The 13,153-nt window shown below is 34.5% G+C and carries 16 protein-coding genes; 7 read left to right on the forward strand and 9 right to left on the reverse strand.

Annotated features, from left to right (window positions below; translation table 11 throughout):
• Positions 1-23: 23 nt before the first annotated feature.
• The 8 genes from L987_RS11170 to yut all read right to left on the reverse strand — a co-directional run bounded on the left by L987_RS11170 (position 24) and on the right by yut (position 7,519).
• Positions 24-437 carry a MarR family winged helix-turn-helix transcriptional regulator gene (locus L987_RS11170; RefSeq protein WP_011302259.1) on the reverse strand — a complete coding sequence of 138 codons (414 nt, stop codon included), beginning with the start codon at positions 435-437 and terminating at the stop codon, positions 24-26.
• A gap of 301 nt (positions 438-738) precedes the next feature.
• Positions 739-1,650, reverse strand: coding sequence for an ABC transporter substrate-binding protein (locus L987_RS11175; protein WP_011302258.1), 912 nt, complete (start codon positions 1,648-1,650; stop codon positions 739-741).
• A 147-nt stretch (positions 1,651-1,797) separates the two neighbouring features.
• Positions 1,798-2,487 (reverse strand): ABC transporter ATP-binding protein, encoded by a 690-nt coding sequence (locus tag L987_RS11180; RefSeq protein WP_047504678.1) that lies wholly within the window; start codon positions 2,485-2,487, stop codon positions 1,798-1,800.
• Positions 2,480-3,259, reverse strand: coding sequence for an ATP-binding cassette domain-containing protein (locus tag L987_RS11185; protein ID WP_047504681.1), 780 nt, complete (start codon positions 3,257-3,259; stop codon positions 2,480-2,482). The genes L987_RS11180 and L987_RS11185 overlap by 8 nt, the downstream gene beginning before the upstream one ends.
• On the reverse strand, positions 3,252-4,073 hold the full coding sequence (nikC, locus tag L987_RS11190; protein WP_047504684.1) for a nickel transporter permease: 822 nt from the start codon (positions 4,071-4,073) through the stop codon (positions 3,252-3,254). The genes L987_RS11185 and nikC overlap by 8 nt, the downstream gene beginning before the upstream one ends.
• Positions 4,070-5,047: a nickel ABC transporter permease gene (gene nikB / locus L987_RS11195; RefSeq protein WP_370490318.1), complete on the reverse strand. Its 978-nt coding sequence runs from the start codon at positions 5,045-5,047 to the stop codon at positions 4,070-4,072. The genes nikC and nikB overlap by 4 nt, the downstream gene beginning before the upstream one ends.
• A complete protein-coding gene (gene nikA, locus L987_RS11200) occupies positions 5,047-6,525 on the reverse strand; it encodes a nickel ABC transporter substrate-binding protein (protein WP_047504688.1) in 1,479 nt (492 codons plus the stop codon). The genes nikB and nikA overlap by 1 nt, the downstream gene beginning before the upstream one ends.
• Positions 6,526-6,616: 91 nt before the next feature.
• Complete coding sequence (gene yut, locus L987_RS11205; RefSeq protein ID WP_047504691.1) at positions 6,617-7,519, reverse strand: urea transporter; 903 nt, start codon at positions 7,517-7,519, stop codon at positions 6,617-6,619.
• A 215-nt stretch (positions 7,520-7,734) separates the two neighbouring features.
• Between yut and L987_RS11210 the strand changes: the two genes are divergently transcribed.
• From L987_RS11210 to L987_RS11240, 7 genes are read left to right on the forward strand one after another with little or no spacing between them, the layout of a single operon-like run.
• The gene (locus tag L987_RS11210) at positions 7,735-8,037 is read left to right on the forward strand and encodes an urease subunit gamma (RefSeq protein WP_011302251.1); all 303 of its coding nucleotides are present in this window, start codon (positions 7,735-7,737) and stop codon (positions 8,035-8,037) included.
• A 15-nt stretch (positions 8,038-8,052) separates the two neighbouring features.
• Complete coding sequence (locus L987_RS11215; protein ID WP_047504693.1) at positions 8,053-8,457, forward strand: urease subunit beta; 405 nt, start codon at positions 8,053-8,055, stop codon at positions 8,455-8,457.
• A gap of 5 nt (positions 8,458-8,462) precedes the next feature.
• Positions 8,463-10,178, forward strand: coding sequence for an urease subunit alpha (gene ureC, locus L987_RS11220; protein ID WP_002482218.1), 1,716 nt, complete (start codon positions 8,463-8,465; stop codon positions 10,176-10,178).
• A 10-nt stretch (positions 10,179-10,188) separates the two neighbouring features.
• Entirely contained in the window at positions 10,189-10,641 is a 453-nt protein-coding gene (gene ureE, locus L987_RS11225; protein ID WP_002482217.1) for an urease accessory protein UreE, read from the forward strand.
• Positions 10,634-11,323 (forward strand): urease accessory protein UreF, encoded by a 690-nt coding sequence (locus tag L987_RS11230; RefSeq protein ID WP_011302248.1) that lies wholly within the window; start codon positions 10,634-10,636, stop codon positions 11,321-11,323. The genes ureE and L987_RS11230 overlap by 8 nt, the downstream gene beginning before the upstream one ends.
• Before the next feature lie 13 nt (positions 11,324-11,336).
• Positions 11,337-11,951: an urease accessory protein UreG gene (gene ureG / locus L987_RS11235; RefSeq protein ID WP_011302247.1), complete on the forward strand. Its 615-nt coding sequence runs from the start codon at positions 11,337-11,339 to the stop codon at positions 11,949-11,951.
• Entirely contained in the window at positions 11,952-12,794 is an 843-nt protein-coding gene (locus L987_RS11240; RefSeq protein ID WP_047504695.1) for an urease accessory protein UreD, read from the forward strand.
• Between the two features lie 86 nt (positions 12,795-12,880).
• On the opposite strand, the gene L987_RS11245 is transcribed toward L987_RS11240, so the two are convergent.
• On the reverse strand, positions 12,881-13,087 hold the full coding sequence (locus L987_RS11245) for a hypothetical protein (protein ID WP_011302246.1): 207 nt from the start codon (positions 13,085-13,087) through the stop codon (positions 12,881-12,883).
• Positions 13,088-13,153 lie beyond the last annotated feature (66 nt).

Below are 13,153 nucleotides of genomic sequence, written 5' to 3' on the forward strand. Positions count from 1 at the left end.
ATCGTTATAGCTTACATACACCATTAATCTATACTATCTATTTGAGAAAGCTTACGAATATTAGAAAAGCTCACTTTTGAGATTAGACTTTCATACGTGTTCAAAGCTTTTTCAGTAATGTCCTGCCCTTCCTCAGTTAAATAAATATACATCGCCCGGTGATCTTCAAGACATTCTTGTCTCACTACTAATGCTTTCGTTGGCTTTTCTATTCTTACGATTAAACGTGACATTGCACTTTGGCTTAAATCTACAATTTTAATCAAATCATTAATTTTATATTTTTTCCCTTTAGCTTTGTAAATCTCATACAACACATAAAATTCTTTTACACTCAAATTGTATTCTTGCTTCAATTTTTTCTCAATCATCGTATCGATATAGTTTACATATTTCGTGAGCTGTACCCAATTATCAATTTTCTGTTGTTTTTTCATCGTATCCTCCCAAAGATATAAGCATCGTTTTAATACAATGTGATTTTATTTATGTAAATGATAACATTTATTTAATTAATTCTCTAAATACATTTTTTGTCTTAATATAGGATGTCACCTTATAATGTTTAGCTCAAAAACTATGACATATGCATCTTTCTTTATCATCTTGGCGCTGTTACCAAAATAATGATCATTGATACACATTGACATACTCAATCAAATAGAAAAACTGCCGCAAAGTTTAACAACTTTGGCGACAGTTTTAAGTTTACTTCACTAACTAATTTGTTTTAAATGACTAATGGTTTAATAATTTTTCTTTTAAGTCTTTACGTTCATAGTCTAATGAATATGGATCATTTAACCAGTAGATACCTTCATCCACTTTAAATGTTTTACCATTTTTAACCGCTTCTGTATTTTTCCAAATATCTTTATTTTCGAATGATAAATCTGCACCTTTGGCAACTGGTGTAACAACATAATCTCCTGACATTTCAGGAATTTGTTCTTCAGATATATCAGCTAAATCATTTTTCTTAGTCGCTTTTTCTACTTTTTCAGGCATTTTCAAACCAAATGAATCATATAGAATTTCACTACCATGACCATATGTTTTACCTAATGCATAGATTTTTTTGTCGAAATCTTTAATGATAGATACAGTTGTATCTTCACCGATGGCATCTTTAATTTCATTACCATCATCTTTTGTTTTTTCTTCCCAGTCTTTAATCCAATCTTCTGCTTTATCTTCTTTACCTACAATTTTACCTAACTCTTTATGCTGTTCTTTATAATCATGTTTCATATAATCAAAAGCAATAGTTGGTGCAACTTTATTTAATTTTTTCAAATTCTTGTCAGTGTTGTATGTAATAATCAAATCTGGTTTAAGTTTCGCTACACTTTCAACATTTTCAGCATCTACTTTATCAACATCTTTAAATTTGTCTTTTAACACTTTACTATCATCTACAATGTTTGCGACACCCACGATATTTGCATCAAGTTCTTTCAATCCACCTGCATATGTTGCACCTAACACTACGATACGTTTAGGATCTTTAGGTATCTTTACTTTTTTACCTGAATCTTGTGTATACGTCTTTTCTTTTTTATCCTTTTTCGAAGCGTCATCACTTGAATTATTGCCACACGCCGCTAGTATTAACATCAGTGCTAGCAACGGAAATATTAATTTTTTCATTTATCTTTCCCCTTTTCTCATCTTATTCTCAATTATACATTATTATATATTAATCTCAATCATATATATTAATCTCAATCATATATCACGCATTATTTTTGAAATTTAAATATATTTTATTATCGAAATTTAAAAAAATACTACTTTCTAATAAATAGAAAGTAGTGTTTTAGTATATTCATGACGCGTAACATTAAATAAACCTTTAGTTTCAAAATCATCTACAATTTCACCATTTTTCATTACAATGAATCGATTAACAATTTGATTTAGAAACGCAAGATCATGTGATATTAATATCATGCCTTTATGTGTTGTTTTATAATAATGCCTTAATATATCAATCATACGTTGTTCTGCAATGACATCTAAGCTTGCTGTAATTTCGTCACAAATAAGTATGTCAGGTTCTAACATTAATGTACGTATCGTATTAAAACGCTGCAATTGGCCACCACTTAACTCTTCAGGCAATCGATCCATCAATTTTGTATCTAATTGCATATAGGCCATTAAATCAGACAAGCATTGCGCCGCCTTTTGTGATTCCCCTCTACGTTGATACTTTATTGGCTCTTCCATAGATTTTCTAATTTTAAATTTAGGATTAAAGCTATCTACAGCATGTTGAAATATTGGTAAAACGCGTTCCTTATGCGTGATAACTTCACCATGTGTTGGTTGAAGTAATCCGAGCATTATTTTTGCTAGTGTCGTCTTACCAGAACCACTTTCACCAACGATTCCGACAATCTCGTCGGCTTGTATGGATAATTGAATCTTTTTTAAAATAGCTTCATGTTTATAGCTAAAGCTAACGTCTGTTAAATTAAGCATGGTAATCCCCTTTCTTTAATCGACTACGGGAATTAAATAATTTTAAACTATACGGTTTAATATCATTATTTTTAAAAGCATCAATATGATTGGACTCTACCATTTCACCATTTTTAATGACATGAATCCAGTCACTAAAATCTAATACATGCGATAGATTATGTGTTATTAACAGCAAAGTCACTTTGTGTACTTCAGCCAAATGTTTAATCAAATTCATAATACTCACGCCTGTAACAGCATCTAATGAAGCTATTGGTTCATCGGCAATAATGACCTTAGGATTGAGCATTAATACGCTAGCAATTTGAACTCGAGCTAATTGCCCTCCAGAAAGGCTGAAACGGTACTTTGACATCATTTGAGAAGGATTTAATTCGACCCATGATAGTGCTTGTTCCACAATTTTTTGCGCACCTTTTTTATCTGTCTTGTAATGTTGTCTATATATAGAAATCAATTGTTTCCCAAGTTTCGTATGATCGTTAAAGCTGTGTGTATAGTTTTGAGAAATAAAACCAATTTCTTTACCTAAAAGATTGTGCATATCAGACATCTCACTATGTTCATAAGTCATGCAATCGTATTGCATATCTAGTGTGTTCGGTATCTGTTGGACCATTGCTCTAGCTGTTAAACTTTTGCCAGAACCACTCTCACCAATTAAGACATTCACTTTACTTTTTTTAAGACCTAAATCCACGTGTTGAATCAGCTTATTACCAAAACGATCTGCTATAGATAAATTTGTTATTTCTAGTATATTAGTCATTCACATCACGTTGTCCTTTCAATAACCTATCTCTCAGCGCGTCGCCTGCTAAGTTAAATAATAAAATCGTAACAGTAATTAAACAGGCTGGCACAATAATCAGTAATGGGTAGGAACTAATATAATCTCTGCCTACATTGAGCATCGCGCCCCATTCAGGAGATGGTGGTTGTGCACCTAATCCTAAAAATGAAAGTGAAGAAATATATAATATTATTTTCCCAAAATCTACCGTCATTAATACAATAATAGATGGCATCACTTGCGGCATAAAATGTTTAAAAATAATGACATGTGTCGGTACATGAAATAACCTTGCCATCTGTATATATGGTTTATTGATTTCACTACTAACTACTGATTGCGTTAATCTTGTATAGGTCATCCACTTGATAATTGAAATCGCAATGACAAGGTTCCAAATACTCGGTTTGAAAAAACTAGCTAATGCAATCATTAACACAAACTCAGGAATGCTTAATCCAATATCAATCAAGCGCATAATGAACGTATCCACGATACCTTTCTTATAGCCAGCAAGCAGGCCTAATGGCACACCAATGATAACTGTAATAAACAGCGTAATTAAACTTATAATCAATGTATATCTAGCACCGATAATCACTCTTGAAAATAAATCACGTCCGTAATCATCCGTACCTAACCAATGTGTTAAATTTGGCGTTTCCAAACTACTGCCTAAATTGACTTCGTATGCACTATAAGACGATACAAAAAACTGTGCAATGATAAGTACAACAAAATAAATCGCAAATGCATAAAATATCATATTTCGTCGGTTAATCTGCTTCATAATGACTCACCATCCTGACGTTTCATGCGTTCAATATCCGTTGGCTTGTTATATCGTCGCTTGGGATCAATCCATAATAACAGTAAATCACTCATTGTATTTGCTAATACAACAAAGAAACCAATCATGATAACAGCACCTTGAACAACAGGGTAATCACGTGCTCGAATACTATCTACAAGAAAATGACCAATCCCTGGTATACCAAATAAATTTTCTATCACAACAGTACCACCGATTAGACTGCCCACAGACATACCTAACACCGTAATGATTGGAATAATTGCTGGTTTAAATAAATCTTGCCATAATATATAACGTTCAGACATCCCTCTTAATCTTGCTGCTTCCACTTCTTTTGATTGGTAGAGTTCGACTAAATTTGAACGCATTAACCTTACGTAATATGCACTCATACCAACGCTTAATGCAATGACTGGTAATATATAGCCTGCCATTGTATCAAGACCAGAGGACGGGAGTAGATTCCACTTTTGCGCAAACACATAAATCAATATCGTACCCAAGAAGAAGGACGGTATACTTACTGTAAAAGATGTCACACTTCTTATTAAACTGTCTAACCATGTATGATAGTACTTTGCTGCAATCATGCCTAATGGTATGGCTACGACAAACACGACAACTATTGTCATCACTGCGATAAATAATGTTGGCGGTGTATAGTAAATTAATTCTTTGATAACGGGTTCACCTGTTTGATAACTGGTCCCAAAATTTAATTGGATAATTTGCCCGAGCCATTGCACATACTGAATGATTACGGGTTGGTCTAGCCCAAGTTTTGCTTTAGTCGCTTCTATTTGATCACTTGAAACATTTGCTACATCCAAATGTAATATTTTATCTATAGGATCTCCTGGCGTAAGTTTCATTAAAATAAAAGTAATAGTAGAAAGGACAAACAATACAATGATCATTTGTCCAATTCTAGAAAGTATATTTTTTAATATCATTTCGCTTTATCAACCTTATAATCAATGAGATAAATGCCTTCAGGCGTTGCTTTTAAGTTTTTAACTTTTTTATTCATACCGACAATATTATCCATATAAGTAAGATAACTATTGGCTTTATCTTTATCTGTAATATCGATAATTTCATTAGTTAGTCGATTACGTTCAGTTTTATCAACTGTTTTATTGAATTGATCAATCAGTTTGGTTACTTTCGCATTGTCATATCCACCTGCATTGATTGCACCCTCAGGCTTATACGCTTGATTAAAGAAATAACCCGTATCACCTCTAGGAATCGTTCCAAAGCTATACATTGATGCATCCCATTGGCTCTTGTCTTTAAGATAACCCTCAATATCATCTAAGTTACGAATCGTAATATCAATATTTGCTTTTTTAGCATCTGATTGAAGTACTTGAGCCATTTTTGGAAGCTCTGGACGTCCGTTATATGTTGATACCGTTAGTTTTAAAGGATGTGCTTTCGTGTAGCCTTGCGCTGCCATTATTTTTTTAGCTTCATCAATATCTTGCTTTTGTACCTGTTGTTTATCAATAAAATCTAATTTTGTATTAAATGGCCCAGTGGCAGGTGTCGCATGATTCTTGGAGACATTTTTAGCAATGCTTTCTCTATCCACAACTTTGTCAAGGGCTTCACGCACCGGTTTCGTCATTTTTTTACTTGTGTGGTTATACATAATCAAGGACGTTCTAAATCCAGAAACTGAAGATGTTGTCGTTTTATCACCTTGATTTAATGTTTTTTCTTTTTCGACTGGCACATCTGTGATGACATCGGCTTTGCCTGAACTTAGATTACTTGAACGCACATTACCATCTTCTTGATATGTAACATTTACATGGTCTAATTTTGGTTTACCTTGCCAATAATCCTTAAATTGATCTAGTTTAATATTTTGAGATTGTTTGTAATCTTTAATTTGGTATGGTCCCGTACCAACAGGCGCTTTCGTTACATCACTATCCGCTTTTGTATCGTAAATAGCCGAAAATGGACTAGCCAATTCAGATACTAATTCAGGATAAGCCTCTTTGGTAGTGATACTTACATTTTGGCCATCTACTTTAATTTCTTTAATTGGTAATGAGCCTTTAACGAGATCACTTTTTTTTATACTTTCCTCAAGACTCGCCTTTACAGCTTGGCCCGTTACTTTTTTACCATTTTGAAATTTAATGTCATCTTTTAATTTCAAATCTAATTGCGTTGGTGATTTCTGGTTATACGTATCTACTAAAAGTTTTTGTACTTTACCATTCGCACCTGCTTTAAATAGTGATTCTGCTGAGCCTATCTTAACAGGTACATCTGTTTCGTAAGGTGCTATAGAAGTTGTCTTTAGTGGCAATTCGACATTCAATGTTTTACCTTTTGATTCATTACCTGATCCACTGCAACCTGCCAACACAATCGCTGTTGTTGCTAATAGTGCGACCATTTTTTTCATTCATATTCCTTCTTCCTAATAAATTATTAATCACTTAGAAAATATACTTATGACTTTATCTTGCATAACATTCATTATTAATAACCTATGATTATATTTCTTGCGCTTTCATTTGATTACCCGCAAATAGCATTATCCACGTTGCGATAATAAACGGCAGTGTAAAGACAGGGAGTCCATAGGGTGTTAATAATGTCCTCATACCTGCATGGATTACCACAGTCAGCAATATACCTAAAACGATACTAATTGGTCGTTGTATTCTAGTTCGAAACGCTATGCCTAGCGCTAACACAGTGAGTATCACATTATAGCCGAATAAACCTTCATTAATTTGATCATGATTTGCACCTAATACAATCACTGCTAAAAATCCTATTAAATTGGCTACTATCGCATAAACACCCGCTTTTCTAGATGCTATAAAAATGCCGATTAATATTAACGTGCCCGCTAACACACTTTTCAATAAAAATATTTCACTAAATCCGGATAAAAAAGCATTGATAAATTGAATATGATGACCCGAAAATTGAATTTCCTGTATCGCATTGGGAAGAATATTTACATCAGCATTTACGAATTTAAATTGAAATGACATGAGTAAAATGAGCCAACTTACGAACACATAAGGCATCGTTAACATAGGTACACCAAAAGGTTTAAAGAATTCTCTAAATGCAGAACCGATTGGCATCGTAATGATGATTGCAACTAAAATAATAATTAAACTGTACCATTTTGGCACTAAAAATAATGTCAATGCAATTGCTGTTAATACTGGATTAAAACCTGATAATCCTGTATTGATTTCTTCTTCTGAATAATTAGTCCTTTTTGCTAGTAACAATGCAATGACGCTCGCTATGAGTGCCATCACACCCACCTTCCAGCTACCTATAAATAACCCTAGCAAAATAAATAATCCCGTCCATGCATTATTTAGCAGTAGTACTTGTGAGATATTCTTCAATACAATTCGAATCGCATCCACATTGTCACCTGATTTCTATATATTCTGACTTAAACAATAATATATGAGAAATACAAAAAATTAAAGCAATATATATCATGATTTTATTTAAATGTTTTTTAATTTTGTGGAATGTAATGGTTTATTCTTGTAGTTCCAAATTAATCGTCTTATTATTAAGGTGCACATATAAATTTTTATGTACACAATTCAATTTGTCGAAAGGTAGTGAGATTGTGCATTTTACACAACGTGAACAAGATAAACTGATGTTGGTCATCGCAGCAGATTTAGCTCGCAGACGTCAACAACGAGGTTTGAAATTAAATTATCCGGAAGCTGTAGCTATTATCAGTTTCGAGTTACTCGAAGGCGCTAGAGACGGAAAAACAGTTGCCGAACTCATGAGCTATGGTAAACAAATATTAAATGAAGATGACGTGATGGAAGGCGTTGCAGATATGTTAACTGAAATGGAAATCGAAGCAACGTTCCCAGATGGTACGAAACTCATTACTGTCCATCACCCAATCGTTTAGAGGAGGATTAAAATTATGAAACCTGGTGAAATTATAGTCAAACGTACAGAAATCGAAGTGAATCAAGGGCATAATGCAACAATCCTTAATGTTAAAAATACAGGCGATCGCCCTATCCAAGTTGGTTCACACTATCACTTTTTCGAAGCTAACCCAGCGTTACAATTCGATCATGAAAAAGCCTATGGCAAACGTCTAGATATACCAGCAGGCGCGGCTGTTCGTTTTGAACCTGGTGATGAAAAAGAAGTACAACTCGTAGAATACAGTGGTAAACGTAAAATCTACGGTTTTCATGGTGACGTAAATGGTTCCATCGATGAGTCACGTGTTTATAAACCAGAAGATGATAGTACTGCAACAGAAGTCATTGCTGAACAAGACAAAACGAGTGAAAATGCTAACAAAGGAAGAGGGTAAAAAGTATGAGCTTTAAAATGACGCAATCCCAATATACAAGTCTCTATGGACCAACTGTTGGTGATTCTGTAAGATTAGGCGATACAAACTTATTTGCTCGCGTAGAACGTGATTACGCTACATATGGAGATGAAGCTGCATTCGGCGGTGGTAAGTCTATCCGTGATGGTATGGCACAAAATCCAAATGTCACACGTGATGACAAGCAAGTTGCTGATTTAGTCATCACAAATGCGATGATTATTGATTACGATAAGATTGTCAAAGCCGACATCGGCGTTAAAAATGGCTATATCATGAAAATTGGTAAAGCAGGCAATCCAGATATTATGGATAACGTAGATATTATTATTGGTGCTACAACAGACATTATTTCTGCTGAAGGTAAAATTGTAACTGCGGGTGGCATAGATACACATGTCCATTTCATTAACCCTGAACAATCGCAAGTTGCATTAGAAAGTGGTATCACAACACATATCGGTGGCGGTACAGGCGCGTCTGAGGGTACGAAGGCGACAACTGTCACACCTGGACCATGGCACTTACATCGTATGTTACTCGCAGCAGAGTCATTACCGTTGAATATTGGCTTTACTGGTAAAGGGCAAGCTGTAAACCACACAGCTTTAGTCGAACAAATTCACGCTGGTGCAATCGGCTTAAAAGTGCATGAAGACTGGGGTGCAACGCCTTCAGCACTTGATCATGCTTTACAAGTCGCAGATGACTATGACGTACAAATCGCGTTGCACGCAGATACGTTAAATGAAGCTGGTTTCATGGAAGAAACAATGGCTGCAGTAAAAGATCGCGTATTGCATATGTATCATACGGAAGGTGCTGGTGGTGGTCATGCGCCCGATTTAATTAAGTCTGCTGCGTATGCTAACATTTTACCTTCTTCAACAAATCCGACGTTACCTTATACTGTAAATACAATCGATGAACATTTAGATATGGTTATGATTACCCACCATTTAAATGCATCTATCCCTGAAGATATTGCGTTTGCGGATTCACGTATTCGTAAAGAAACCATTGCAGCTGAAGATGTACTTCAAGATATGGGCGTATTTAGTATGGTAAGTTCTGATTCACAAGCAATGGGACGTGTCGGAGAAGTAATTACCCGTACTTGGCAAGTTGCTCACCGTATGAAAGAACAACGTGGATTATTAGATGGCGACAGTGAATACAATGACAATAATCGTATTAAACGCTATATAGCAAAATATACAATTAACCCAGCCATTACACATGGTATTTCTGACTATGTAGGTTCAATTGATGAAGGTAAATTAGCCGACATCATTCTTTGGGAACCAGCATTCTTCGGCGTTAAACCTGATGTCATCGTTAAAGGCGGGTTAATCAACGCTGCAATCAACGGAGATGCGAATGGCTCTATCCCTACTTCAGAACCTTTAAAATATCGCAAAATGTATGGTCAATTAGGTGGAAATCTACAAAGTACATCGATGACTTTTGTTTCTACAACTGCTTATGAAAACGATATTGGTAAACTTTTAGGCTTAAAACGCAAATTAAGACCTGTGCACAATATCCGTAAATTAAGTAAAAAAGATATGAAAAACAATAATGCAACACCAGATTTAGACGTTGACCCACAAACATATGAAGTTTTTGTTGATGGAGAGAAAATTACAAGCGAACCTGCTACAGAATTACCATTAACACAACGCTATTTCTTATTCTAGGAGGTAAATCGTGATTATCGAAGAAATTGTAGGTAATATCGCTAATCTTTCAGATAGTGAAAAAGGTAAACATATGGAAAAGGTATACCTAGAAAATTCAGATTTAGTAAAAAGAATTCAACGCGTTACAACAGATCATGGTAATGAAATAGGTATCCGTTTAAAACAGCCTATTGATTTACAATACGGCGATATATTATATAAAGATGATAAAAATATGATTGTTGTTGATGTAAATTCTGAAGATTTACTGGTAATCAAACCACGTACATTACAAGAAATGGGAGATATCGCTCATCAACTTGGTAACAGACATTTACCAGCACAATTCACAGAAACTGAAATGCTCGTTCAATATGACTACTTAGTGGAATCTTTATTAAAAGACCTAGGTATTCCTTATGAACATGAAGACCGCAAAGTTAACAAAGCATTCAGACACATAGGACATTCACATGATTGATCATGCACACCTACGCCTGTTTCAATTTTGCGATTCGCAATTCCCAACAGGCGCATTCAGTCATTCATTTGGACTTGAGACATATATCCAGCGTGATACTGTCCATGACGAAGAAAGTTTCCAACAATGGCTCGTGTTATTTTTAAATGAGCAATTAACATATGCAGATGGTTTAACAATGCGTTTAGTGTATGATGCCCTAAATGAAAATGATACAAAAGCAATATTGAAATTAGATCGTATTCTTTTTGTTCAAAACTTACCAAAAGAAACGAGACAAGGTTCAAAACAAATGGGAAATCGCATGGTTAAACTTGCGTCTGAATTATATGATAGCGATTGGATTAATTGGTATCATGCCCAAATGAAAGATAAAAAAGCATCCTTGCATCCTGCAATTTGCTTTACAATGCTTGGTCACCATCTCGGTGTCGATATCGAAACCATCATTGACTATTATCTATATCAAAATGTGTCCAGTCTCACTCAAAATGCCGTTCGTGCAATTCCATTAGGACAAACTGCCGGACAGCGTATTGTTCATAAAATGATTCCAATCATGAAAGAAACAAGAGACCATATCATGACAATTCCTGCGTCACAGCTCGGTATTACAGCACCAGGTTTGGAAATCAATCAAATGGAACATGAAAACGTAAATGTAAGAATTTTTATATCTTAGGAGGACAAGCTTTATGACAGATACAATTAAAATAGGTGTCGGCGGCCCTGTTGGTGCAGGGAAAACGCAACTTATCGAAAAAATTGTCAAACGCTTAGCGAAAGACATGAGTATCGGTGTAATTACAAATGATATCTATACTAAAGAGGATGAGAAAATATTAGTGAATTCAGGTGTCTTACCCGAAGATAGAATCATCGGTGTAGAGACAGGTGGTTGCCCTCATACAGCAATTCGTGAAGATGCGTCAATGAACTTTGCAGCAATCGATGAATTAAAAGAGCGCAATGATGATATTGAACTTATCTTCATAGAATCAGGTGGCGATAACTTAGCTGCTACATTCAGTCCTGAACTTGTCGACTTTTCAATCTATATTATCGATGTTGCCCAAGGAGAGAAAATCCCACGTAAAGGTGGCCAAGGTATGATTAAGTCGGACTTTTTCGTCATTAACAAAACAGATTTAGCACCTTACGTTGGCGCATCATTAGATCGCATGGCAGAAGATACGAAAGTCTTCCGTGGTAACCGACCATTTACTTTTACAAATCTTAAAACAGACGAAGGCTTGGATGAAGTCATACAATGGATTGAACAAGATGTATTTCTTAAAGGATTAGCCTAAATGTCTAACAACAAACAAGCTTGGACAGGACAATTAGATTTATCCGTTTTTAACAATGGTAAAAAATCTGTTGCTAGAGATGTCTTTTTTGAAAAAGCCTTAAAAGTCATGCGTCCAGTCTATCTAAATCAATCTGATATCCCCACCTTCTATATCGTCAACGTAGGTGGCGGATACTTAGATAGTGACCGCTATACTATGAATTTTAATATTGATTCTGATGCTAAAGTTATATTAACTTCACAAGGTGCCACAAAAATTTATAAAACATTGAATGATCATGTCGAGCAATACCAAACCTTTAATATAAAAAATAATGGTTATGCTGAATATGTTGGTGATCCCATTATAGCCTTTGAAAACGCAAAGTTTTATCAACACAATGTATTCAATTTGGAATCAACTGCGTCTCTATTCTATACAGATATTCTTACACCAGGTTATTCCAAATCAGATAAACGTTTTAGTTATACGTATATGCACTTACTAAACGAAATATATGTAGATGATGCATTGGTAACGTTTGATAATATGTTACTCGATCCACAGAAACAAAATGTGGATGGTCTAGGTTATATGGAAGATTATACGCATCTAGGTTCTTGTTATTTCATCCACCCTAGCGTTAATCAAAAATTTATTGAACAAGTTTATGAGGAAATTAAACACTTCCAACATAAATATGACTGCCGTTTTGGTATCACACATTTACCAACTCACGGTTTCAGCCTTCGTATCTTATCTAATAAAACGCAAGTGATTGAAAGTATCATAACTGCAGTTCAATGTTATGTCGTCAAACAAATCTTTGACCGTGATGTAGATTTTTTAAGAAAGTATTAGTTTTAAAAAAAGGGCTGGAATCATTTCCAGTCCTTTTTATTATGAATATGCGTTCTGTTATATTATTAACGTTCAAAGTCTATTTCTTAAATCAGGTTAAGTAGCCAAACTAAGCTTGCTACAAATAATACAATAGTAATGAGATAAATGGTTAACTTTTGTCCTTTAGTTAATGCTTTTTCTTCTTTTGTAAACAAACTAAACATGGTACCATCTTTGCCCATTAATAATGTAATAGAATAAATAAGAAAGACAATAGAAATAATGAATAATATTAAGGCAACCAATACCATATATGTCCCCCTTTTCCAGTTGTAAATTTTTCTAGTAAGCTAAATATCATACTATCTTACATTATG

Source organism: Staphylococcus sp. ZWU0021 (assembly GCF_000798895.1).
Lineage (GTDB): Bacteria > Bacillota > Bacilli > Staphylococcales > Staphylococcaceae > Staphylococcus > Staphylococcus saprophyticus.